Here is a 22,146-nt window from a genome sequence, read left to right as displayed (position 1 = left end):
CACTGCATGGAAGGACCCCACCAAACCAGACCGACCGCATGTGTTTCATTGAAAAGCCCAGAGGCGCGAAGCCAAAAAGGTCAATACTGGAATGGCCAAGGCCGACACCACCACCGCCGCCGCGGCGGGTACCTGATCCCACCACAGCAAGATGGCAAGCATCAGGTTATTGAGCGCGAAGGCGCTGACTGACACCAGGAAAAACCGCCCGAGGGCGCGCCGCCAATGCGTGCGGGTGCGGAACGTCCAGTGGTAGTGCCCGGTGAAGGAAAGACAAAACGCGAGGATGAAGGCAAGCCAATTGGCCTGAAAGGCCCCGGCCCCGCCCACCGCGACCAGACACCAGGCCACCGCGGTGTGAACCAAGGTGGCAATGACACCCACGACACCGAAGCGCGCGGCCGTGAGCGACTGCACAAACCCCCATCGCGGCACCGGCCCCGACAGGGTTTCAGTTGGCCTCATCGATCCCTCCGGGGTGGTGGCATTTGAGTTGCGGCGAGTCCCTCGCCTGTCAGAGATCAGTGCCGTTCATCGGCGTGGGAAAACTGGACTCGACGATGTAGAGCGGGCGCGCCTTCACCTCGACGAAAAGCCGTCCGAGATATTCGCCGATGACGCCGATCGACAACAATTGCAGACCTCCCAGGAACAGTACTGCGGCCAGGAGGGAGGCGTAACCCGGAACATCAATTCCAAACATCAGGGTCCGCACGACAATGAATGACCCGTACAGCAGGGCAAGCATCGCCACACTCGCCCCGAGATAGGCCCAGATGCGCAAGGGGGCGGTTGAGAAGCCGACAAATCCGTCGAGCGCAAAATTCCAAAGCCGCCAGTGGTTCCACTTCGTGGCGCCGGCCGCACGTGCGGGACGGTCATAACAAATGCCGATCGCCGGAAACCCCACCCAAGCGAATAATCCCTTCATGAATCGATTGCGCTCCGACATCCGGTTCAGGGTATCGACGACCCGTCTGTCCAGCAACCGAAAATCGCCGACATCCGCCGGTATCTCGGTATTGGACACGCGATTGAACAGGCGGTAAAACCACGCTGATGTCGCCCGTTTTGCGAAGCCGTCGTGAGACCGGCTGCCGCGGATACCATAAACCACATCGTAACCGTTGCGCCACTGCGCCAGGAACTCGATGATCAACTGCGGCGGGTCCTGGAGGTCCACATCGATCGGCACTACGACATCCCCGCGGGCGAAGTCCAGCCCAGCCGACAGGGCGATCTCCTTGCCGAAGTTCCGCGACAGATTGATGAGTCTCAAGCGGGGTTCGGCGCTTCCCAACCGCAGCAACTGCCCCCGGGTCTCGTCGCGCGAGCCGTCGTTTACGAAAACGACCTCGAACCGAACCGCCGCGGCATCCAGCACCGACCGACAGGTATCGAAAAAGAGTTGAACCGACTCCGCCTCGTTATAGACCGGCACGACCAGCGAGAGCAAGGGATCGGCCGGTCGGACGAGCGGTTCCGTGACCAGTCCGGAGGTCGGGCTGACGGACACCGCGGCCCCGGTACGTTGCGACCAACTGGTTGGCATCGCGTTGGTGCCGGTCGGTCGCTGGGGGGACGTCATCACAGGCCCGTGGGCGTTCATATGCTCTCCTCGATGAAGTAACGTGGTCGCTGCTTCGTCTCCAGATAGATCTTGGCAACGTACTCGCCGAGGATGCCGATGGACACCAACTGGATGCCGCCCAGGAAATAGATGGGCACCACCGACGAGGCCCAGCCGGGGACGACCGCCTGCAACACCAGGGTGCCGTAGACGATATACAGGATCATCACAAAGCTGAAACATGAGACCAGGAAACCCAGCAGGGTGATCAGCCGCAATGGCACGACACTGAATGAGGTGATGCCCTCGATCGCAAAGTTCAGCATCTTGCGCAGCGGATATTTCGACACGCCGGCAAAACGCTCCGCGCGGTCGTATTTGACGGTCGCGGCGCGGTAGCCGATCAGCGGGACTATGCCGCGCAGAAACAGGTTGACTTCACCGTACTGCCGCAGGGCCTCCACCGCACGGCGGCCGAGCAGACGGAAGTCGGCATGATTGTACACCAATTCCACACCCATCATCTTCATCACGCGGTAATACAGGAGTGCAGTGCCGCGCTTGAACGCGCCGTCGGTCTGCCGCAAATCGCGCACCCCGTACACAACCTCGGCCCCGGCGAGGTGTTCCCGTACCATGGCCTCGATCACCGTTACATCGTCCTGCAGGTCGGCGTCGATGCTGACCAGGGCATCACCCTCCACCGCCAACAGTCCGGCCATCAGCGCCCACTGGTGGCCGCGGTTGCGCGACAGTTTGAGGCCGTGCACCCGCGAATCCGCCGCGGCGAGCGATTCGATCAGCCGCCAAGTGCCGTCCTGACTGCCGTCATCGACATAGAACAGCGTGCTGTCATCGCTCGTCAACCCCAGTTCCCGCAGGCGCGTGAGTTGCGCAAGCAGCCGGCGGTTGGTCTCCGGCAGCACCGCCTCTTCGTTGTAGCAGGGTACGACAATTGCGAGCCGGACGGTCATAGTTAGCCCTCGGCGGTTGAGCGGCAAGAAAGGGGGCTATTCACTTGCGGCGCGGAGGGGCGCTCAGGGCGAGGGCAACGGCTCGGGTTTCTGAGCCACGACCCGCCAGCCAAACGGATGGTCCTTCTTGGTATCGAAGCGATCGAGCCACAGCAGCCCCATTTGAACGGGCAACAGCAGTACTCGCAACAGCAGTTTAAACGGATAGAGAATGACACCTGACACCCCCAACTCGGCCAGTTTGGGGCGCTTCAGCAGCGAAGGTAACAGGACGACCGGAAGATCGTGCGCCCAGCGCACGTAGGAGCCGCCGAAAGGCTTTACATCCACCTGCGCAAAGCCCGCGTGTGTACAGATCGAACGCAGGCCGTAGGAGGTGTAACGAAAGAAATCATAGGGAACCTGATGTTCCCCATGTGACATCGGCACCGTGATGAAAAGCCGACCTCCCGGTTTCAGTACCCGATACATTTCGGCGACGCTCTCCCGTGGCCATTCGAGATGTTCCAGCACCTGCGTGCAGACCACGGCATCGAACATTTCGCTATCGATCGGCATATCGTCCAGTGGGCCGATATAGTCGAGATTACGATAGTCCCATTTGCTGTCGCCCACACCGAGATCAATTGCTTTGTAGTCACATCGCGCAAACAGGCGCCGATATGCCGACTCACCGGCACCGGCGTCCAATACCAGTGATCCGTCCGGCAGCGACGCGGCGACCTCCTTGACAAATGTGTTGACGTGGTAGCGCGTCAGATCGAGCAGTTTCGGCTTCGACAGAAAATCTTCATTACCCATGCTGGTCAGGACACCTTTACCATTTCGCTGTTCCGGAAAACCCGAACTTGCCACCACCGGGCCCAACTGGTCACAACGACTCCGGCCTATTGCGATCCTGGAGAAACCACCGGGCACTGGTCGCGTTCGCCGCCTTCACCCTGCCCCCGACAAACGTCGCGAGGTCGGGTCCGGCAATCTCGTCGAATCTTACCAGCGAAATCGTCAGGCTGCACCCGGCGTTTGCAATTTCACCGGTGATGCCGCGCCCTGACCGCCAAGGCCACCGCCATGAGGTCCACCACTGCCTGCCGCCAGCCGAGACCGTAGCGTACGTAGTCCCCGCGGCGAAGCGCCCGCCACAGCAAGCCGGGGGCGCTCAGCGGCTCGGTGCGCATCCGTGCACGCTGGATGATGAAACGGCACTTGTCGTCGAGGGTCGCCGGCAGCGGATGTGTCGGGGCCAAGCCGCGAGTGGCCAAGCGCGCGCGTAGCGCCTGGAAATTCTGCGCCTCCCGGCGGCAATAGGCTGCGGTCTGCTTGCGGGCATAGGCCAGGGCCTGCGCGAGTCCCTGGCGGGCCACGCCCACCTGCTGATTGCGATGGCAGCGGTACCGGATGAGCGGCTCCGCGAGGCATATCCCTCGCCCCATCGCCTCCAGCAGGAACGCGATAAAGTAATCGTGGATCCATCCTGGCTCAAAGGGAAGCGTCCGGATCAAGTCCGCGCGCCTTACCGCTAACGCGGCCCCGGTGACGACATTGTGCCTGAGCAAGACCCTCAATCCGTCGCCATTCCGATAGGCGGCTTGTTCGGCCGAGGTGAAACCCACACTCGAGAAAAGGGTCCCGGTTACTGCATCACCATCCTCGTCAATGAGCAGGCCATCGGAGAACACATAGGATGCATCGGCATTGGCGGCGAACGTCGCGGCAACCCGGGCGAGACGCTGGGGCAGCCAGAGGTCGTCCTGATCGGCAAAGACCACCAGGTCACCGCGGCAACGCCGCGCGACCTGTTCAAAGTTACGGGTCGAACCCAGTCGCTCGCGATTGCGTTCAAAGCGCACCGCCATGCCGGGATGGCGTTGGGCAAACGCGCCCACCACGGCCGCAGTATCATCGCGCGATTGATCGTCGCCGATGACGAGCTCGTCGGGCCGACACGTCTGTGCCGCGATTGATTCCAGTTGAGCAGCCACGTAGCGGGCGCCATTGTAGGTCGTCATGGCCACCGAGATGCTGACTGGTGCAGCAGCGCCACGCGACTCGAGAACGCTCAGAGTGGGGGACATCGGGGTGCGTGCTCCGCCAGGTAACGATAGAGAACCAAGGTGCCCAAGGGGACTGCGCAGCACAACAGGGCCAGCGCCTGGGCCAAGGCCACCCCCACCGGACCCAACCAGGTGCCGGAGAGAAACGCCAACGGCAGAAATATCAGGGTCGTCACCCCGGCCACCACGGCCAGTTGGCGCTGCATCGACAGCGCCCCAAGCAGCACGAACAACCAGAAGAACAGCCCGAGACTCAAAGTCTGGAGACAGGCAGCGGCAAGGAGACCCGGAGTTGAAAAACCCGGCCCCCCCATCCAGACCTCGACGACTGCAGTGCCCGCCACACCGATGCCTGCGGCAGCCAGGGTTCCCAGCGACAGGACCAGCACCAGGGTATATCTTGCCGTACGCCTAATCCACTCATAGTCCCGGCGCTGCGCCGCTTCCCCGAGCGCCGGCCAGAACGGCAGCAATACCGCCTGAAACACGGCTACCAGCAACAACGGCAGGCGGCCAACGGACGCAAAGGGACCCACCGCGTCCACCCCATCGACAGAGGCCACGATCACGTCGGGTGAGCGCAGCAGCAGGATGGCGGCGGCATCGGTCAGGAAGAAGACAAGTCCAGTCTTCATGAGGTTCGTCAGGGTCTTGCGGTCCACCAGCGCCCACCGCGGGCGCGGCATCAGTCCGGTCGCCAGCCCCAGCCACCAGAGCGTCAGGCCGCCCAGCAGGGGACCCGCCAGACTGAGTCCACCGACCACCCACAGCGGCTGTTGCAGCCGCATCGCTATTGCCATCGCCGCGAGCCCGATCAGACTCGCGGCACTCATGATCATATGCACCAGGTCGCCACGCTGGTGGGCGAAGATGGCGCACCCGGCAAACACGGCAGGCAACGTCAGAACCGACACCGTGAGTGCCACCGCGGCGGTAGCCTGCGCCAGCCACAGCGAGGCGTCGCCGACGGGGAGCCCGCTCCAGGAGACGAGCGGGACGCAGAGAGCGATGATCAGCAGCAGCACCGCCGCTGCTGAGGTCACCAGCACGGTACTGGCGGAAAACACCCGACCGGCGGACGGTCGGTCAGTGTGCGCCAGGGCACCCAGTCTGGTGAGAAGAACCGAGGTCTGCCCAAGATTGGCGACCGGCGCCCAAGTCGTCACCGCGAGTATGGTCATCCACAGCCCATACTGCTCCCTACCCACATAGCGAACCAACATCCCGAGCGCAACGAGTTGGGTGGCAGCGTATACGCCCTGATAAATCACCCCCCACACGCCGGTCCGCTTGGCCTTGGCTCCACGGTCTTTGCGCAGGCGGGCAAGGTCATCCATTTTCGAGGCAGCTAGCGCGTGGCCATGAGTACCAATTCATTGCCTTGGGTTGCCCTGATACCAGCTGTCAAATAGAGTGATTCGAGCGACTGTCTGGCTTGTGCCCGCAACCATAATGGAAGACCGGGCCATAGTCCGTCTTGGTAGCGCCCCTCATCGCGCAGCTTGCGGCCAGCTATCTCCGATAACGCCACCGCTCTCGCAGTACTTATCACGCGAATTTGGCGAAACCCTGCCGATTCTGCCAACAGCCTTAAACTCTCAGCGGTAAACAATGCCAAATGACGTGGGGGCTCCAGACCTCGCCAGTCGGAACCAAAGGACTTGTGGGTCCAGGCTCTCACATTGGGAGTGACCGCGACCAGCGTCCCACCGCCGCGAAGCACGCGTCGCGACTCTGTCAGAAATGCTCGCGGATCATGCACATGTTCGATGACATGGCTCGATGTCACGGCGTCGAAGGTCTCGTCCGGAAAGCCCGCCGCGGCGAGGGTGCCTTGCTTCACCTCCAGATCACGCCGACGGGCCGCCGTGACCGCCTGGGCGTCGACCTCCACCCCGCAGACCTGCCAACCCAGGTCGCGGAGAATCTCCAGCGCCTCGCCGTCCCCGCACCCAACGTCCAAGAGCCGGCCGCCCCCAAACATGCTGGCCGGCAGATAGCGCACCAGCAGGTCCAGGTGAGCCGCGAGCCCTGGATAGAGCATCGCCAGCGCGGTCGCCAGGTGTTTACCCGGCCAGGGCAGGCGGCTCGCGGAAAACCCGTAGCGTGACGCCGCCAGTTCCCTTGCCAATGCACGCACGACCCTCTTCACGACGGTTCGCTGCTGCCCATCGCCGTGCGTGTAATAGTCACCGTAGGCCTTGCCGATGTCAGCCAAGGTGGGTCGCGGGTCCAGCCACAGGGTACCGCACGCGGGCGCGTCACATTCCTTGATCGTCCATGAACCTGGGGCGCCGAACAGGCGATCGGTCAGGTCCCGATACTTGGTTGTACCGCTACCCCCACAAACCACACAGGTGGGATGGGGCTCGGTCTGAATCTGGTCGTTGCTGGTCATGTTGATCCTGGGAGTGGCAGGGTGCCCTATTCGGCAGGCGCCGGCATGGACGCTGCTGCAGTGGTTCGGGCCCCGGCGCGAGCGCACTCGATCATGCCCCCTCAGCGCAGGTAAAGCCGGTAGAATGCCAGGCGCAATACGTTATTCAGCGAGGCCATCACGCGCGCCGCCATTCGATCGGCAAGACCGGGCGCACTGCTGAGGCGCGGACCCACGCGACTGACGAAGGCCAGGAACTCCTTGCTCTGCGAGCGGCCGATCGCCACGCTCCACTGCTGGGCGGAGACGCGGAATCCGGCCAGCGGATCGCGACAATACCAGGCATCGCCATGGGCGAGCAACCGGAACCAGTAGTCCAGGTCGATGACATAGGGATAGGTCGCGTCGAAGGCGCCGATCCGCGCGGTCAGCGTGCGGCGCATCAGCACCGCGCCCGGCTCGCCGAGCAGGTTGGTGCCGCGGCGGATGCAGGAGCGCATCACCGCGGCGGCGGCGATGCGACCCTCCCGTCCGCCCGGGTAGCCGCGCCGGGTGAGTCGGCGGCCGTCGGGACCAAGCACATCGCGTGCACTGAAGACCAGCGCGATGCACTCGTCGGGGTCCGCTTCGAGTACCGCGACCTGGCGCTCGAGACAGTGCGGCGCCAGCACGTCATCGTGGGGCAGCAGCTTGAAATAGTGTCCACGGGCCTCGCTGAGGCAGCGGTTCCAGTTGCCGGCGGGCCCCAGGTTTACGGGGTTGCGCAGGCAGATCAGACGCGGGTCGGAATAGCTGGCCAGGATCTGCGCGGTCTCATCGGGCGAGTGGTCGTCGATTACGATCAACTCGAAATCGGCGAGGCTTTGTGCCAATACTGAGTCGATTGCGGCCGCCAGATGGGCGGCACCGCGGTAAGTCGGTATCGCGACCGACACCAGCGGTAGGCCATCACCGTTCAGGCTCACTAGGCGACGCTCTGATAGTAGAGGTTCTGGGGGTGGCGGGCGTCGGCGAAGAAGTACCAGCGCTCGGCGAGCAGCCCGACGAACTGGGCGCCGAACGCAGCGATCGGCAGGGTCGCGGAGCCGGTGACGTAGGCGGCCGCCATCAGCAGCAGCGGCACCGCGAAGACCAGGACCAGGAAGCCCAGGCGCACCTGGCGTAGCGTGGCGGGGCTGCGGCCGTGGAAGAACTCCCGGGTGTTGAAGGACCCGCCGGTGGCCCCCTGTGCCTTCTGGACCACGCTCTGATGACGCACGCCGATGGCGGTCTGGACCGTGCTCTTGGGTTTCAAATGGTCATTGCGGTAGAGTGACGACCACCGGGTCACCAGTGCCATCAGGGTGAAGATCACCCCCCAGACACCATAGACGGCCGCCAGCGCATTGCCGCTGTAGGCGGCATAGGCGCTCGCCAGCAGGAACCCGGAGCTGAGCCCGAAGAGGGTAAAGTTGGCCACCGTGAGCGGGGAGCGCCACTCCGCGAGAAAGGGTACCCCGGCGTAGACCATGGCGGTGCAGACGAACAGGGCGAAAACCGCCAGGGTGGCCGCCAGGCCGAGTACGAGACTCGGGTCCACCCGCAGCCAGTTACCCAGGGTGAAGAAGGGCGTCGTGAAGCCCAGCGCGTGGGCGAGCCCGTAGGCAGCGATGAGGCCCATCGCCACGGGCAGGATCACGACCTCCCGGGACAGCCAGGAGGCATGCCAGCGGGCCGGCGTCCGCCAGGCGCGCAGCGGCCGCCCCAGATGGAAGAAGGAGGCGATGAGCCCAGCCGCCAGCAACAGCAGGGCCAGCAGGCTGCCGACGGCATAGAAGGCCGCCCCCTGGGTCGGCAGGAAGTTGGCCAGGGCGTGGACCTGGCCGGTGAACAGGGCGAGGAACAGCCCCTGGCCGGCGCCGATCAGGGTGGTAAGGAAAATGACTGAGAAGGCGGGGTGCATGGGCTCTCGATTAAAGAAGTACGTTAGTACGTTAGTACGTTAGTACGTTAGTACGGGAGTACGGGAGTACGGGAGTACGGGAGTACGGGAGTACGTAAGCATTACCCGACCGGCAGACTTTCTTCGCGTACTTCCGTACTAACGTACTAACGTACTTTCTTACCGTACTAACGTACTTTCTTACCATGTGACGTCGTCCAAGGTCTCCTCACCCTGGTAGGTAGTGAGGTCCTCCTTGCGCAAGGGGTTGTCGGCGCGGACGAGTTCCTCCGGATCGATATACATCCGGGTCTTGCGCCGCGGCAGGTAATGGTTGGCCGGCTGGGTGCCGCACTCGGGCAACAAGGGGTAACCGCCCCGCTCGCGAATGGCGATGGAGACCTCGGAATCCGGATCGTGCACGTCGCCGAAGAGCCGGGCACCGGCCGGGCAGGCCAGGACACAGGCGGGTTTTCGCTCCCGCTCGGGCAAGGTCAGGTCCGTAATGCGGTCGATGCACAGGGTACACTTCTTCATTACCCGTTGCTGCTCGTCCACTTCCCGGGCGCCATAGGGGCAGGCCCAGGAACAATACTTGCAGCCGATGCACTTGTCGTAATCCACCAGGACGACGCCGTTGTCGGCCCGCTTGTAGGAGGCTCCGGTGGGACAGACCTGCACGCAGGGCGGCTCTTCGCAGTGCAGACAACTCTTGGGGAAGTGCACCGTCTCGGTGTCCGGGAAGGTACCGACCTCGAAGGTCTGGACGCGATTGAAAAAGGTCCCGGTGGGGGCCGCGTCATAGGGATTGCGGTCGACCAGTGGCCCCGCCCAGCCGGAGGTGTTCCACTGCTTGCAGGAGGTCACGCAGGCGTGACAACCGACGCAGACATTGAGGTCGATGACCAAGGCCAGTTGGGTCATGGGCGGTTCCTTCTCATTGGCGTTGCGCGCCGCAACAGCTTATCGACTGAGCGGGGCTTACGGACGGCCGCGGTCGTCGTCTTGCGGGCCATCTTCGTCCTCTTCTTCGTAGTCCTCGATCAGCAACTCCTCGGCCAAGTCGGACGGCTCGACCTCCAGGCCCTCGAGCTCCGCGTCCCAGTTGGTCCCGACCAGGACCCCGTCCTCGCTCATTCCGGCGAGCCAGGTATCGATGAAGAGGTCGAGTTCCAGGCTGGCGGGGGTATAGCCCGCCCAGTCATCCGTGCAATGGATGGCCGCCGCGTCCACGGTCGACCAGAAGACATAGACATCCGTCTCCTCATACTCGACGGACTCGCACACGGCCCAGCCGTGGTCGGACTGCAGGCCCCACACCTGGCCGCTGGCACGGACCTCCCGCACGAAGCGGTCGTGGTTCTCTTGGGGATCGACGGAGGGGTCTGTCATGGTGCCACCTGGTTGGTGAAGTACGTTAGTACGGGAGTACGGAAGTACGTTGATAACGAGTCAAGAAAAGGTTAAACACAAACACCATCGTCGTTGTCGCTGTCGTTGTCGTTGTCGTTGTCGTTGTCGTTGTCGTAATCGTTGTCGTAATCGGAGAACCGATGCACTCTGGGATGCGAGAGAATCCACGGCGCTAGGATAACCTCGATTACGACAACGACAACGACAACGACAACGACAGAGCCGGACGGGGCGCATGCCCCGTCCCGCCAGGGGTCGCGCTCGCCCTCCGCCCGCACTAACGTACCTTTTTCTGGAACAAGCCAGCCACATACGCCTGCCACCTGCCGCGGCGGCGCTCCTGCCCGGGCAGGGTGGGCATGGGGGCGAACTGGGGAGAGGTCTCTTTGGGTTCGTCGGCACCGGCCTTGTAGACCCGCACCCGCACATCGAACCAGGCGGCCTGGCCGGTCACCGGGTCGGCATTGGAATAGTGGTCACCGGTCTCGTCGGCGGGGAGTTCCTCGCTGATCAGGTGATTGAGCAGGAAGCCCTTGCGCGACTCGTCCGCCTGCTTGCCCAGGGCCCAGGCCCCGGCCGCCTTGCCGATGGCGTTCCAGGTCCAGACGGTGCCGGGTTCCACGGCCTCGGAGAAGCGGCACATGCAGCGCACCTTGCCATGGGCGGACTCCACCCAGATCCAGTCCCCGTCACCGAACCCGTTGGCCGCCCCCACCCGCGGGCTGACAAACAGGTAGTTGTGGCTGTGGATCTGGCGCAGCCAGGCGTTCTGGCTGTCCCACGAGTGGTACATGGCCATGGGCCTCTGGGTCAGGGCGTTGAGCGGATACCGCTCGGTGTCGATGCACCCATTCTCCAATGGTTCGTAGTAGAAGGGCAAGGGGTCGAAATAGGTCGCGACGCGCCGCGCCAGCCGCTCCGGGGGCCGCCGGCCAGGCCGCTTGCCCTGGGCGGCGAGGCGGAAGCGCTGCAGCACTTCGGAATAGATATGGACCAGGATGGGGTCCGCGTACCGGGTGATGCCGTGGACGCGCGACCAGTGCAGGTAGCCCTGGTTCCAGTTGCGCATATATTGGTAGGAGCGCGGCAGTTCGTGGTGGTAGAAGCAGCCGTGCTCGGCGTAGCGCTCCCACTGCGCCGGATTGGGCTCGCCCTTCATGAACTTGTCGCCGTCCTTGCCGCGCCAGCCGGCCAGGAAGCCGATGCCCGAACCAGGCGAGGTCTCGTAGTTGACGATGAAGTCGGGGTAATCACGGAACTTGGGGCTGCCGTCCTCGCGCACGAAGGCGGGGAGCCTGAGCCGTGCCCCCAACTCGATCAGCACGTCCTGGAAGGGCCGACAGTCGCCCTTGGGGGGCAGCACGGGGATACGCACCGAGTCGACCGGGCCGTCGAACTCGGAAATGGGCCGGTCCAGCATGGAGAGACAGTCATGACGCTCCAGGTAGCTGGTATCGGGCAGCACCAGGTCCGCGAAGGCGACGGTCTCGGAGGAGAAGGTGTCGCAGACCACCAGGAAGGGGATCTTGTACTCCCCGTCGGCGCCCTTGTCGGTCAGCATCCGGCGGACCTCGAGCGTGTTCATGGTCGAGTTCCAGGCCATGTTGGCCATGAACAGGAACAGGGTATCGATCGGGTACGGGTCACCGCGCCAGGCGTTGGTGATGACGTTGTGCATCAGGCCATGGACGGCGAGCGGATACTCCCAGGAGAAGGCCTTGTCGAGGCGCACCGCCTCCCCCTGCGCGTCCACGAACAGGTCCTCCGGGCGGGCCGGCCAGCCGAGCGGCATCCCGTCGAGCGGGGTGTTGGGCTTGACGCACTCGGGACCGGTCGGGGGCTTGGGGCAGGGCGGGATGGGCCGCGGGTAGGGGGCCTTGTGGCGGAAGCCGCCGGGACGGTCGATGGTCCCCAGGATGCTCATCAGGATCGCAAGCGTGCGGGTGGTCTGGAAGCCGTTGGAGTGGGCGGCCAGACCGCGCATCGCGTGGAAGGCGACCGGATTGCCGGTGACGGTGGCGTGCTCGTTGTCCCAGCAGTCGGTCCAGGGGATCGGCAACTCGATCTTCTGATCCCGCGCCGTCACGCCCATCTCCTGGGCCAGCCGACGGATGGTGGCGGCCGGGATGCCGGTGATGGCCGCCGCCCAGTCCGGCGTGCACTCCGCCACCCGCTCCTTCAAGAGTTGGAAACCGGGCTTGACCGGGGTGCCGTCCTCCAGGGTGTAGCTCCCCATCAGGTGGGGGTCGGCGCCCGGGGTGTGGGTGAGGACGGCGCCCTCTGTGCGATCCCACCAGAGCTTGTTCTCGGGGTCGATACACTCCATGTCGACATTGGCGTCGACCCGATGGAAGAGCCCATGGTCGTCGCGGGCCGGGTCGTCCACCACCAGCTCCGCGGCGTTGCTGTACTGGATCAGGAAATCACGGTCATAGAGCCCGAGCCGGATCAGCTCGTGGATGAGGGCGAGCAGCAGGGCGCCGTCGGTCCCCGGCTTGATCGGCACCCACTCGTCGGCGATGGCCGAGTAACCAGTGCGGATGGGGTTGATCGAGATGAAGCGCCCGCCCTGCCGCTTGAACTTGGAGATGGCGATCTTGAGCGGGTTGCTGTGGTGGTCCTCGGCGGTGCCGATCATCACGAACAGCTTGGCGCGGTCGAGATCCGGTCCGCCGAACTCCCAGAAGGAGCCGCCGATGGTGTAGATCATCCCCGCGGCCATGTTCACGGAGCAGAAACCCCCGTGGGCGGCGTAGTTGGGGGTGCCGAACTGCTTGGCGAAGAGGCCGGTCAGGGCCTGCATCTGGTCGCGCCCGGTGAAGAGGGCGAAGCGTTTGGGGTCCTCGGCGCGTAGTTTCCCCAGCCGCTGTGTCAGCAGCTCGAGGGCCGCCTCCCAGGAGATCTCCTCGAACTGCGAGGTGCCGCGTTCCGCCCCGGGCTTGCGCCGCAGGGGCCGGGTCAAACGCGCCGGCGAGTACTGTTTCATGATCCCCGAGGAGCCCTTGGCGCAGATCACCCCGTGGTTCAGCGGGTGGTCGGGGTTGCCCTCGATATAGCGCACCTCCCCGTCGCGCAGGTGCACCCGGATGCCGCAGCGGCAGGCGCACATGTAGCACGTGGTCTCTTTGACCTCGACCCGGCCGACGCTGGCATCCGAGAGGGTGGTGGGGTCCTGCATGGGGCAACCTGAGGTGGCGGGGTAACAATTCAGCGGATTCTAATATTCTTCCGCGACCCGGCGCAAACCCGCGTCGCGGGGCCAGGCGGTCCGCGCGCCCGTGCGTGACGCCTCGGCAGGCCCCCTGACGGTGCGTCGCGCGACGGCGGCGACCCCGATTGTGCCGGGTCAGTACCTACGGCCTCGATCATCACTCCGCCACCGGGAGCCCCCACCCCGGTGCGGCACGGCCCATCCGCAACCCGCAACGCCGCGGTCGCTTGCGAGATCGCGCCGCACTGGGGTGCGGCGCTCCCAGCCTCGGCCTTGATCGTCGTGCCGGCCAGCGACGGAGTCCGACCAGCCGGGCATGATCGGCGTGCGCACCGGTGGCGCCCCGGTGCGGGTCGCGGGCATGAGCACCGGCACCCGCGACCAGCGTTATCCTGCCCCTGCGCCTGGCGACCCTGGAACACGACCTGGACGGTGCCCCGCCCTGCCCTTCATCGTCGCCCTCCCCTCTCGTGACACCGCTCCAGCGGTGTCACGCATGTGTCAGGCGCTCCGCGCCCCGGGCACCGGCCGCCGAACGATTATCAAAGTACTGGCTCGCGCAGAGCAACGTGCTGTTCATCATCGGCGGCAAGGCCAGCAACACGGACATCTACACCACCTTCCGAGCCATGGCCGATGCCTTGCGGGACTATTTCAACACCCAGGGCCGGCGGCCGCTGTTCGTCGTCGTCGGGCGCGGCGGACCGAACCTGATACGCGGCATGGCTTACCTCAGGGACACCCTCGACGGGCTTGGGCTGCCGTATCGGATGTTCGGCCACGACTCGGCCATGAGCGGCGTGGTCAATTACGCCCGCGACATCGACGCCTGGATGCGCAATGGGGGCCGTGCCGGGATCGGCCGCCAGATGGGCCTCTCGGCCGCCTGAGTAACGGTTCGCTAGGTGACGAGTCAAGAACAACTTAAACACACTCGTTGTCGTTGTCGTTGTCGTTGTCGTAATCGAGTTCGGTAGATGATCCCTGTGGGTATGCGTTGGTCCCGTGCGTGGCGATCGAAGCCTTTCAAACGCTTGACGGCCTTGTACGCCCAAGCGACGGGGCGAATCGAAACCCGGTCGGCCTCGGGCAGCTCGGCCTCGATCAAGATCCCGGCCGCTTGGGCTCGCCGGGTGCGTAGTCAGGCCATCCTGGCCTGACACCGTCAGGGGCTGGAAACTTGAATCGCTTATCCGATTACGACAACGACAACGACAACGACAGCGACAACGACTGGATACGTGTTTAACCTGTTATTAACCACAAGCCCGACCAACACGCCCGCAACACGAGATTCGCTATGTCTGCCAACGACTTCCAGTTTCTCGGCGCCATGCGCCGCAAGGGTATCCCCGAGTTCCCCCATTATTTTGTCGGTAACGGTAACCTGGCCCAGCTCGCGACCCGCGACGACCGGGTGTGCGTACTGAACATCCTCGGCAACGAGAGCCGCACGGTGACCCCGATCAGCCATACCTACTCCGGCGGCAACGTGGTCTGCGGCGTGCAGCCGGGGCGGTCCGGCTCGGTGCTGAAGACCGAGCTCAACGACATCCCGGTCTACAATACGGTTTCCGAGGCCCTGGAGGCCGGCCACCGTTTCAATGTCGCGGTCGTCTATGTACCGCCGGCCGTGCGCTACCTGACCGGCCTGGCCGCCGCCCAGGGCGGCCACCCGAGCGCGGACGCCATGCTCGCCGCCATCTGCTTCCACGTCGCCTGGCGTCCGCTGCTGCACAAGCGGATCTCGGTGACGACCCTGGTCAATCTGCCCTGGCATCTGCGCGTCGCGGCGACGATCGTCGGCGCATCGGTGAACCCGTCCCGCCAGGGCGCGGATCGCTTCGGCGGCGTCCCGGTGCAATCCCTGATCGATGACTGGAGCTTCACCGAGACCGCCTACCTCGCCTTGCTGGGGTGCCGACCCGATGCCGATGGGCGCTTCGCCTTCTCGGTGCTGCTCGGGCTGACCGCATCCAACGGCCCCGGAACCATCTCGGCCTAGGGCGCGAAGGGTGCAGTCAGCGGGGACGGGCCGGAGATGCCCGAGCGGGTCCAGGTCAACAAAGGCTATCTCGGCTTCCTGAGCCACACTGGCTTTGCCCACGGCGGCAACGGCTTCGAGGCCATGCAGTTCTTGATCGAGCGCTTCAGCGGGCGCAAGCCGACCGATCCCGGCGATCCGCATGATGGCCTGCACCTGGTCCGTATCGCGGCCGACTATGCCGTCGACTTCAAGCTCCAGAAGGCCAAGGCCAAGGCCGTCGGCAACCTGTCCTACGCCAAGATCCCCTGCATCAACCACCCGATCTTCAAAGGCAAGGAGGTCAATCTGGACCCCCGTGAAGTCTATGTCCGGGAACTCTTCCAGTCCCGCGGCAGCTACAACGTCTTCCACCAGTTCTACCACGAGCTGGTCCATGCCCTGGCCAGCTACGGCGTCAGCAGCAACGTCTATTGCGTCAACATCGACGCGGTCATCGCCGTAATCCTGCTGAAGATCCTGTGGCGGCCCTACGTCGCCGGGGGAGGTCGACGCGGGCTTCCTCGAATACGGCGCCTTCACCACCTTCCTGTACGGCCGCATCATCGGCACGGCCGCCGAGATCGAGGATCACGCCACCCGCGGCCGCAATATGGATACGCGCACGGCGGCGAGTCAGCGCCGGTTTGTGGCCTGATCGGGCATCGCAGTGCCGCCTGGCAGGGCGGCGCTGTATTTCTGTCCCTGCAGCATCTCCTCAACGCTGACGACGCTGATGGCAATCTGCGGTGCCGGTACCGCCTGGAGCCGCGGCAAGAGGTTGGGGTAGCCCCGCTGGAACAGGCCGGGTAGAGGATCGGGTCTTGCTACCCGAAGACTTCGCGAAGTACATCCGGCCGTTGTCTTGCAATCCGAATCAATGATGCTGCAGCCCGACTGGGCTGTCTTCTACCTTGCTCCCAATCTTGAAGGGTTCTAACCGATACGCCGAGAAGCTCCGCAAACTTCAGTTGAGACAGACCGGTCTTGTTTCGCGCCTCCACCACGGGCGAAAGTTCAACGGTATGAATAGCACCAACCTTTCCGGCTTTAATGCTCCTCACTGCATCCAATGCTTCTTGCCAAACATCGCGACCCAAGTCACGTTCGATCAATTCTTTTTCACTAAGAGCCATTGACAAGTTCCTCCTTCAGTGCCCTGAGGATATGCGCTGGTGCGTTATCCTGCCGGGATTTGGCGTAAATCGTCAGAAGCCAGATCAAGCTTTCGTCGAGTTGATTGTAGTAGATGACTCTCACGCCGCCTCGTTTACCCTGGCCATCTCGGGACCAGCGTATCTTGCGAACGCCACCCGACCCAGGTACGACATCTCCTGCTTCGGGGTTCCGCGCAAGCCACGCGGCGAACCTGCCGCGCTCATCCTCTGAAAGATAGTCCGCCCAACGCGCAGAAAAGACGGGGGATTCGATAAGGGTAAACATCCCCCAAATACTACGGCAAAGCCGTATGCCTTGCAAGCTCAAAATGAACCCGATCCTGACACTTTTGCCCTAGGGCGGGATGGAGTCAAAGGGGATGCGGCCAGGTCTTGCCTTTTGCCTGGCCGGAGGCAAGAAGCAAGACCGGACCCCCCAGACTCATGACGTCGCCCGCCTCGCGCTCGCCAGCGCGCACTCCGCGCCCGCGACACCGAACCCTCCCGTCTCGTGACACCGCTCCAGAGACTGTGAAAGTATTAGTGCCTTGATATATCAGCGATATGTCGCTCAGGCAGGGCTCGTTTTCGAGGAGAAAGCGCCGAAAATCGCTATTTTGCCCCTTTTTTGGCTCGCAGCGCTGCGCTATCTGAATGATTACAAAAGAAAATAATACTTGCCCAGTCTCTCCAGCGGTGTCACGCATGTGTCAGGCGCTCCGCGTCGCGAGCACCAGGCGGCGAAACGATCATCAAGGCGCTTGACGCTTGCTCGCACCGGCACCTAAGATCCGGACCGAGTTCCTTAGACCGCGGGCGCGCGCCGATGATCACCAGCAAGCTGACCAGCAAGGCTCAGACCACCATCCCCCAGTCGATCCAGGCACCCTTAGAACCCTCGTGAGGGCGACGCGCTGCAATATCAATCGGACGGACAGCGGCTAATCCTCACCAACGTCGAGACCGATCAGACGGTTGATGACCCCTTCCGGACCTTCAACGAATGGTATTCGGATGCGGATGCGAAGGCCTATGCTGACCCTTGAACAAGCCGACTTGGTCAAGGCCCCTTCCCCTACACCAATAGACCTATCCGGCAATCGCGTCCAGCACTGGTCGTTGTCGGCGGCAATAGCGGCAACGACGACGATCCCCTCGGGCTGTTGTAGTTGGTCATGGTCACCAGCGCCGAGAACCGGGGCTGGCCGGGGGACATCGCCCTCCCCGACCTCGCCGGGACCGGACTCCCGGCGCCCTCCCTGGTCAGGACCGCCAAGATTGCCACCATTGGTTTCGAGAGCCTGTCTGAGATGCTGAGCACCCTGACGCCTAGGCCCTGGGAACTCATCCAGAAGGTCAAGCGCCGTGAACCCATACCAATCGGCGATCTCACCGAACCTGTCGAGCATGACGGTACTCCTGGCCGCACCGATGTCGGGGCCTTGGTCGATCCAGGCATCCTGGAACTCAACGAACGTCGGCGCGTCTTCGTCCCGTGGGATGAAATTGATCTGCGGGTGCCCTTGGCGGCTTGACGTTGTTGCGTTTCTGAGGATTTGGCGTGCGACAGACTGCCGACGATGCGACCGGAGTTCGGTATCCCGTGCTCGGGACGCCAAATGCTATTTGAGGCTGGTCCCTTTGTCCCTCAACTTCCCGCTGCTCATGGAGCCCCGGGCGCTGGCCCGGCAGGACGTCCGACTCCACGGGCACCCCAAGAAGGCGAAGTGACAGGGCACGGAAATGCATCGGGTCGTCACGCATGACAGGAAGCTTTAAATGAAGAATCAGCTTATGTCAGTGCCATTCAGACCTGACCCCGTTTCCCCCTAGAAGAGGCGCCCGCATGACTCAGCTCATTCTCTACACCAGCGAAGACGGGCAAGCCCAAGTGCAACTGCGGGCCGACCGGGGCACGGTTTGGCTCAGCCAGTTGGAAATGGCAGAACTGTTCGACGCCAGCAAGCAGAACGTTTCGCTGCACCTTAAGAACATCTATCAAGACGGCGAGTTGGACCCTGCTGCAACTGTCAAGGAATCCTTGACAGTTCAAACCGAGGGCGCCCGCGAGGTGCGCCGCACCATCGCGCTCTACAACCTGGACGCCATTCTGGCCGTGGGCTACCGCGTACGTTCACCGCGCGGGGTCCAGTTTCGCCGCTGGGCCAGCACGGTGCTGGCGGAATACCTGAAGAAGGGCTTCGCCATGGACGACGAGCGGCTCAAGAACCCCGATGGCCGCCCGGATTATTTCGACGAGATGCTGGCGCGCATCCGCGACATCCGCGTCTCGGAAAAGCGGTTCTATCAAAAAGTGCGCGACCTCTTCGCGCTGGCCGCCGATTACGACAAGACCGATCAGGCCACCCAGCAATTCTTTGCCACGGTGCAAAATCTTCTGCTGTATGCGGTGACGCAGCAGACCGCCGCTGAAATCATCCTCGCCCGGGCTAACTCTGCCGATGCCCATTTTGGCTTGCTCAGTTGGAAGGGCGTCCAGGTGCGCAAGCAGGACATCCTGGTGGCGAAGAACTACCTGACCGAGGATGAAATAGACACCCTCAACCGCCTGGTGGTCATCTTTCTGGAAACCGCCGAGCTGCGCGCCAAGCGGCAAACCATAACCCACATGGCCTTCTGGCGCGAGAACGTCGGGCAGATCATCGCCGCCAACGGTTTCCCCCTACTGGCGGGCGCGGGATCGGTCAGCCATGCCCGCATGGAGCAGCAGCTTGCCCCGCTCTTTCTGGATTACGACCAGCGCCGTAACGCCCAAGAGGCACAAGCGGCCGATGAGCGGGACGAGGCCGAACTGAAGGCACTGGAAAATAGGATCAAGCACCGCAAGGGGACAGAGTCATGACCGAACAAGATCAAGCGGGTAGAGGATCGGGTCTTGCTACCCGAAGACTTCGCGAAGTACATCCGGCCGTTGTCTTGCAATCCGAATCAATGATGCTGCCGCCCGACTGGGCTGTCTTCTACCTTGCTCCCAATCTTGAAGGGTTCTAACCGATACGCCGAGAAGCTCCGCAAACTTCAGTTGAGACAGGCCGGTCTTGTTTCGCGCCTCCACCACGGGCGAAAGTTCAACGGTATGAATAGCACCAACCGTTCCGGCTTTAATGCTCCTCACTGCATCCAATGCTTCTTGCCAAACATTGCGACCCAAGTCACGTTCGATCAATTCTTTTTCACTAAGAGGCATTGACAAGTTCCTCCTTCAGTGCCCTGAGGATATGCGCTGGTGCGTTATCCTGCCGGGATTTGGCGTAGATCGTCAGAAGCCAGATCAAGCTTTCGTCGAGTTGATTGTAAGTGAACCCGATCCTGACACCTTTACCCCAGGGCGGGATGGAGTCAAAGGGGATGCGGCCAGGTCTTGCCTTTTGCCTGGCCGGAGGCAAAAAGCAAGACCGGACCCCCAGACTCATGACGTCGCCCGCCTCGCGCTCGCCACCGCGCACTCCGCGCCCGCGACACCGAACCCTCCCCTCTCGTGACACCGCTCCAGCGGTGTCACGCATGTGTCAGGCGCTCCGCGCCGCGAGCACCGGCCGGCGAAACGATCATCAAGGCGCTTGACGCTTGCTCGCACCGGCACCTAAGATCAGGACCAAGTTCCTTGACCGCGGGCGCACGCCGATGATCACCAGCAAGCTGACCAGCAAGGCCCAGACCACCATCCCCCAGCCGATCCGTGCAGCGCTGAACCTGCACGAGGGCGATGCACTGCAGTACCAGTTGGACGGGCAGCGGGTCATTCTGAGCAAGGTCCAGACCGGTCAGGCAGTGGATGATCCCTTCCGTACTTTCAGCGAATGGTATTCGGATGCGGACAGCAAAGCCTATGCCGACCTTTGAACAAGACGACCTCGTCAAGGTTCCCTTTCCCTATACCAATCGCCCCACCCGGCAATCGCGTCCAGCACTGGTCGTTGTCGGCGGCAATCGCGGCTACGACGACGATGCCCTCGGGCTGTTGTGGGTGGTCATGGTCACCAGCGCCGAGAACCGGGGCTGGCCGGGGGACATCGCCCTCCCCGACCTCGCCGGGACCGGACTCCCGGCGCCCTCCCTGGCCAGGACCGCCAAGATTGCCACCATCGAGGCGCGGGATGCCACGCCGCTGGGCAAGGATGAAATTGATCTGCGGGTGCCCTTGGCGCCTTGAGGTTGTTGCGTTTCTGAGGATTTTGCGTGCGACAGACTGCCGACGATGCGACCGGAGTTCGGTATCCCGTCCCCGGGACTCCAAATGTTATTTGAGCCTGGCCCCTTTGTCGCCAACCCCTTTGTCTCCGTAAGTCGGTTGGGAATAGACAGAATCAACAGGATGCGACTGTACGTCGGCGGCATCCCCGGCCCGCGGTTGACGAGGCTGATGGCGGCGGGTGCGCGGGCGGGCTGGCCGGAAATTGCCCGGCACCTTACCCGGCGGGCTTATCTCGCGCACCTCGGCGCGATCGAGGCATCAGACTCGCCGGCCGCAAGCGCTTGCCGAGTGCTCCCGTCCGCGTTTGCCGACGGTACTGCATTGAGCCCACGGAATGCGTATCCTTGTAACACCGGACCCCGCGGGACAAACCCCTATGGCGACGCACGACCCTTCCTATAAGCTGCTGTTCTCCCATCGCAAGATGGTTTCCGACCTGCTCCGCGGCTTCGTGCACGAGGAATGGGCGGAGCGGCTGGATTTCAACACTTTGGAGCGTGTGCGCGAGGTCGGCATCAGCCAGAACCTCCGTCAGCGCGTCGACGATGTCATCTGGCGCCTGCGGATCATTGAGGACGGACGGGCGCGTTGGCTCTACGTCTACATCCTGTTGGAGTTTCAGTCCACCGTCGACCGCATCATGGCCGCTCGGCTCCTCACCTACATCGGCCTCCTCTATGAAGACCTGCACCGGTCGAAAGCGATCGGGCCGGATGATCCGCTCCCGCCGGTGCTCCCCATCGTGCTCTACAACGGCGCCGAGCCCTGGACCGCCAAGACCGACTTGGCCGACCTGATCGACCCGAGCCTGCCGCCGCAACTGCGCCGCTGGCAGCCTCAACTGCGCTATCTTCTCCTGGAAGAGCGCCGCTACCCCGAGGCCGATCTCGCGCGTCTGCCCAACGTCGCCGCCGCCTTGTTCCGCTTGGAGAATGCTCAGGCGCCGGAGAACATCCAGCGGGTCATCGCCTGCCTGGTCGAGTGGCTCGCCGGGGCGGAGAACGCGAGCCTGCGCCGTGCCTTCGTGGTCTGGCTCAAGCGCGTGCTGCTTCCGGCGCGCGTACCCGGCGTCGAGATCCCCAATTTCAGCGAGCTACAGGAGCTTCACGACATGCTGGCCGAACGCGTCAAGACTTGGACCCAGGAGTGGAAGGATGAGGGTTTGCGGGAAGGCAGGCGGGAGGGCGAGACTAAGTTTCTGCGCCGGCTGCTCACTCGCCGCTTTGGCCC

General features: G+C 63.4%; 22 protein-coding genes. 8 read left to right on the top strand and 14 right to left on the bottom strand.

Annotated features, from left to right (window positions below):
- Nucleotides 1-45 precede the first annotated feature (45 nt).
- The 12 genes from QZY48_RS09420 to soeA form a co-directional block, all read right to left on the bottom strand.
- Entirely contained in the window at nucleotides 46-465 is a 420-nt protein-coding gene (locus tag QZY48_RS09420) for a GtrA family protein (RefSeq protein ID WP_295430421.1), read from the bottom strand.
- Nucleotides 466-514: 49 nt separating this feature from the next.
- Nucleotides 515-1,552: a glycosyltransferase family 2 protein gene (locus tag QZY48_RS09415; protein WP_295430419.1), complete on the bottom strand. Its 1,038-nt coding sequence runs from the start codon at nucleotides 1,550-1,552 to the stop codon at nucleotides 515-517.
- 53 nt (nucleotides 1,553-1,605) lie between these two features.
- A complete protein-coding gene (locus QZY48_RS09410) occupies nucleotides 1,606-2,544 on the bottom strand; it encodes a glycosyltransferase family 2 protein (protein ID WP_295430417.1) in 939 nt (312 codons plus the stop codon).
- Nucleotides 2,545-2,607: 63 nt separating this feature from the next.
- Nucleotides 2,608-3,402: a class I SAM-dependent methyltransferase gene (locus QZY48_RS09405; RefSeq protein WP_295430431.1), complete on the bottom strand. Its 795-nt coding sequence runs from the start codon at nucleotides 3,400-3,402 to the stop codon at nucleotides 2,608-2,610.
- Between the two features lie 173 nt (nucleotides 3,403-3,575).
- Nucleotides 3,576-4,619: a glycosyltransferase gene (locus QZY48_RS09400; RefSeq protein WP_295430415.1), complete on the bottom strand. Its 1,044-nt coding sequence runs from the start codon at nucleotides 4,617-4,619 to the stop codon at nucleotides 3,576-3,578.
- The gene (locus QZY48_RS09395; RefSeq protein WP_295430414.1) at nucleotides 4,604-5,935 is read right to left on the bottom strand and encodes an oligosaccharide flippase family protein; all 1,332 of its coding nucleotides are present in this window, start codon (nucleotides 5,933-5,935) and stop codon (nucleotides 4,604-4,606) included. The genes QZY48_RS09400 and QZY48_RS09395 overlap by 16 nt, the downstream gene beginning before the upstream one ends.
- 11 nt (nucleotides 5,936-5,946) lie before the next feature.
- Nucleotides 5,947-6,996: a class I SAM-dependent methyltransferase gene (locus QZY48_RS09390; RefSeq protein WP_295430412.1), complete on the bottom strand. Its 1,050-nt coding sequence runs from the start codon at nucleotides 6,994-6,996 to the stop codon at nucleotides 5,947-5,949.
- Nucleotides 6,997-7,097: 101 nt separating this feature from the next.
- Complete coding sequence (locus QZY48_RS09385) at nucleotides 7,098-7,910, bottom strand: glycosyltransferase (protein WP_295430429.1); 813 nt, start codon at nucleotides 7,908-7,910, stop codon at nucleotides 7,098-7,100.
- Between the two features lie 29 nt (nucleotides 7,911-7,939).
- Nucleotides 7,940-8,917: a sulfite dehydrogenase subunit SoeC gene (gene soeC, locus QZY48_RS09380; RefSeq protein ID WP_295430410.1), complete on the bottom strand. Its 978-nt coding sequence runs from the start codon at nucleotides 8,915-8,917 to the stop codon at nucleotides 7,940-7,942.
- 180 nt (nucleotides 8,918-9,097) lie between these two features.
- A complete protein-coding gene (gene soeB / locus QZY48_RS09375) occupies nucleotides 9,098-9,820 on the bottom strand; it encodes a sulfite dehydrogenase subunit SoeB (RefSeq protein WP_295430408.1) in 723 nt (240 codons plus the stop codon).
- A 57-nt stretch (nucleotides 9,821-9,877) separates the two neighbouring features.
- Nucleotides 9,878-10,288 carry a DUF2750 domain-containing protein gene (locus QZY48_RS09370; RefSeq protein ID WP_295430406.1) on the bottom strand — a complete coding sequence of 137 codons (411 nt, stop codon included), beginning with the start codon at nucleotides 10,286-10,288 and terminating at the stop codon, nucleotides 9,878-9,880.
- Between the two features lie 298 nt (nucleotides 10,289-10,586).
- On the bottom strand, nucleotides 10,587-13,487 hold the full coding sequence (gene soeA / locus QZY48_RS09365) for a sulfite dehydrogenase subunit SoeA (RefSeq protein WP_295430404.1): 2,901 nt from the start codon (nucleotides 13,485-13,487) through the stop codon (nucleotides 10,587-10,589).
- A 602-nt stretch (nucleotides 13,488-14,089) separates the two neighbouring features.
- Between soeA and QZY48_RS09360 the strand changes: the two genes are divergently transcribed.
- The 3 genes from QZY48_RS09360 to QZY48_RS09350 all read left to right on the top strand — a co-directional run bounded on the left by QZY48_RS09360 (nucleotide 14,090) and on the right by QZY48_RS09350 (nucleotide 16,356).
- A complete protein-coding gene (locus QZY48_RS09360) occupies nucleotides 14,090-14,410 on the top strand; it encodes an ATP citrate lyase citrate-binding domain-containing protein (RefSeq protein WP_295430403.1) in 321 nt (106 codons plus the stop codon).
- A gap of 410 nt (nucleotides 14,411-14,820) precedes the next feature.
- Nucleotides 14,821-15,525, top strand: coding sequence for a hypothetical protein (locus tag QZY48_RS09355; RefSeq protein WP_295430401.1), 705 nt, complete (start codon nucleotides 14,821-14,823; stop codon nucleotides 15,523-15,525).
- A 36-nt stretch (nucleotides 15,526-15,561) separates the two neighbouring features.
- Nucleotides 15,562-16,356 carry a hypothetical protein gene (locus tag QZY48_RS09350; protein ID WP_295430399.1) on the top strand — a complete coding sequence of 265 codons (795 nt, stop codon included), beginning with the start codon at nucleotides 15,562-15,564 and terminating at the stop codon, nucleotides 16,354-16,356.
- Nucleotides 16,357-16,370: 14 nt separating this feature from the next.
- Here QZY48_RS09350 and QZY48_RS09345 read toward each other — a convergent pair whose 3' ends face one another.
- Nucleotides 16,371-16,679: a helix-turn-helix domain-containing protein gene (locus QZY48_RS09345; RefSeq protein WP_295430397.1), complete on the bottom strand. Its 309-nt coding sequence runs from the start codon at nucleotides 16,677-16,679 to the stop codon at nucleotides 16,371-16,373.
- A gap of 1,196 nt (nucleotides 16,680-17,875) precedes the next feature.
- On the opposite strand from QZY48_RS09345, the gene QZY48_RS09335 reads away from it, so the two are divergent.
- Together QZY48_RS09335 and QZY48_RS09330 are read left to right on the top strand one after the other, a co-directional pair.
- On the top strand, nucleotides 17,876-18,235 hold the full coding sequence (locus QZY48_RS09335; protein ID WP_295430394.1) for a hypothetical protein: 360 nt from the start codon (nucleotides 17,876-17,878) through the stop codon (nucleotides 18,233-18,235).
- A 311-nt stretch (nucleotides 18,236-18,546) separates the two neighbouring features.
- Nucleotides 18,547-19,563 carry a virulence RhuM family protein gene (locus tag QZY48_RS09330; protein WP_295430392.1) on the top strand — a complete coding sequence of 339 codons (1,017 nt, stop codon included), beginning with the start codon at nucleotides 18,547-18,549 and terminating at the stop codon, nucleotides 19,561-19,563.
- A 36-nt stretch (nucleotides 19,564-19,599) separates the two neighbouring features.
- Here QZY48_RS09330 and QZY48_RS09325 read toward each other — a convergent pair whose 3' ends face one another.
- Complete coding sequence (locus tag QZY48_RS09325) at nucleotides 19,600-19,908, bottom strand: helix-turn-helix domain-containing protein (protein WP_295430390.1); 309 nt, start codon at nucleotides 19,906-19,908, stop codon at nucleotides 19,600-19,602.
- A gap of 437 nt (nucleotides 19,909-20,345) precedes the next feature.
- Between QZY48_RS09325 and QZY48_RS09320 the strand changes: the two genes are divergently transcribed.
- The 3 genes from QZY48_RS09320 to QZY48_RS09310 form a co-directional block, all read left to right on the top strand.
- On the top strand, nucleotides 20,346-20,564 hold the full coding sequence (locus QZY48_RS09320; protein ID WP_295430388.1) for a type II toxin-antitoxin system PrlF family antitoxin: 219 nt from the start codon (nucleotides 20,346-20,348) through the stop codon (nucleotides 20,562-20,564).
- Nucleotides 20,551-20,874 (top strand): type II toxin-antitoxin system PemK/MazF family toxin, encoded by a 324-nt coding sequence (locus tag QZY48_RS09315; protein WP_295430386.1) that lies wholly within the window; start codon nucleotides 20,551-20,553, stop codon nucleotides 20,872-20,874. The genes QZY48_RS09320 and QZY48_RS09315 overlap by 14 nt, the downstream gene beginning before the upstream one ends.
- 418 nt (nucleotides 20,875-21,292) lie before the next feature.
- On the top strand, nucleotides 21,293-22,146 hold an 854-nt coding region (locus QZY48_RS09310; RefSeq protein WP_295430385.1), incomplete at its 3' end, for an Rpn family recombination-promoting nuclease/putative transposase.

The organism is uncultured Thiodictyon sp. (assembly GCF_903828115.1).
GTDB lineage: Bacteria > Pseudomonadota > Gammaproteobacteria > Chromatiales > Chromatiaceae > Thiodictyon.
Note: the sequence above shows the minus strand (reverse complement) of the source record. Positions and strands in the feature narration are given on the sequence as shown.

Bases quoted from the DNA above. Each gene is read 5' to 3' on its own strand.
- QZY48_RS09420 (WP_295430421.1), bottom strand. From the start codon at position 465: ATGAGGCCAACTGAAACCCTGTCGGGGCCGGTGCCGCGATGGGGGTTT.
- QZY48_RS09415 (WP_295430419.1), bottom strand. From the start codon at position 1,552: ATGCCAACCAGTTGGTCGCAACGTACCGGGGCCGCGGTGTCCGTCAGC.
- QZY48_RS09410 (WP_295430417.1), bottom strand. From the start codon at position 2,544: ATGACCGTCCGGCTCGCAATTGTCGTACCCTGCTACAACGAAGAGGCG.
- QZY48_RS09400 (WP_295430415.1), bottom strand. From the start codon at position 4,619: ATGTCCCCCACTCTGAGCGTTCTCGAGTCGCGTGGCGCTGCTGCACCA.
- QZY48_RS09395 (WP_295430414.1), bottom strand. From the start codon at position 5,935: ATGGATGACCTTGCCCGCCTGCGCAAAGACCGTGGAGCCAAGGCCAAG.
- QZY48_RS09390 (WP_295430412.1), bottom strand. From the start codon at position 6,996: ATGACCAGCAACGACCAGATTCAGACCGAGCCCCATCCCACCTGTGTG.
- soeC (WP_295430410.1), bottom strand. From the start codon at position 8,917: ATGCACCCCGCCTTCTCAGTCATTTTCCTTACCACCCTGATCGGCGCC.
- soeB (WP_295430408.1), bottom strand. From the start codon at position 9,820: ATGACCCAACTGGCCTTGGTCATCGACCTCAATGTCTGCGTCGGTTGT.
- QZY48_RS09370 (WP_295430406.1), bottom strand. From the start codon at position 10,288: ATGACAGACCCCTCCGTCGATCCCCAAGAGAACCACGACCGCTTCGTG.
- soeA (WP_295430404.1), bottom strand. From the start codon at position 13,487: ATGCAGGACCCCACCACCCTCTCGGATGCCAGCGTCGGCCGGGTCGAG.
- QZY48_RS09355 (WP_295430401.1), top strand. From the start codon at position 14,821: ATGTCTGCCAACGACTTCCAGTTTCTCGGCGCCATGCGCCGCAAGGGT.
- QZY48_RS09350 (WP_295430399.1), top strand. From the start codon at position 15,562: ATGCCCGAGCGGGTCCAGGTCAACAAAGGCTATCTCGGCTTCCTGAGC.
- QZY48_RS09345 (WP_295430397.1), bottom strand. From the start codon at position 16,679: ATGGCTCTTAGTGAAAAAGAATTGATCGAACGTGACTTGGGTCGCGAT.
- QZY48_RS09335 (WP_295430394.1), top strand. From the start codon at position 17,876: ATGGTCACCAGCGCCGAGAACCGGGGCTGGCCGGGGGACATCGCCCTC.
- QZY48_RS09330 (WP_295430392.1), top strand. From the start codon at position 18,547: ATGACTCAGCTCATTCTCTACACCAGCGAAGACGGGCAAGCCCAAGTG.
- QZY48_RS09325 (WP_295430390.1), bottom strand. From the start codon at position 19,908: ATGCCTCTTAGTGAAAAAGAATTGATCGAACGTGACTTGGGTCGCAAT.
- QZY48_RS09320 (WP_295430388.1), top strand. From the start codon at position 20,346: ATGATCACCAGCAAGCTGACCAGCAAGGCCCAGACCACCATCCCCCAG.
- QZY48_RS09315 (WP_295430386.1), top strand. From the start codon at position 20,551: ATGCCGACCTTTGAACAAGACGACCTCGTCAAGGTTCCCTTTCCCTAT.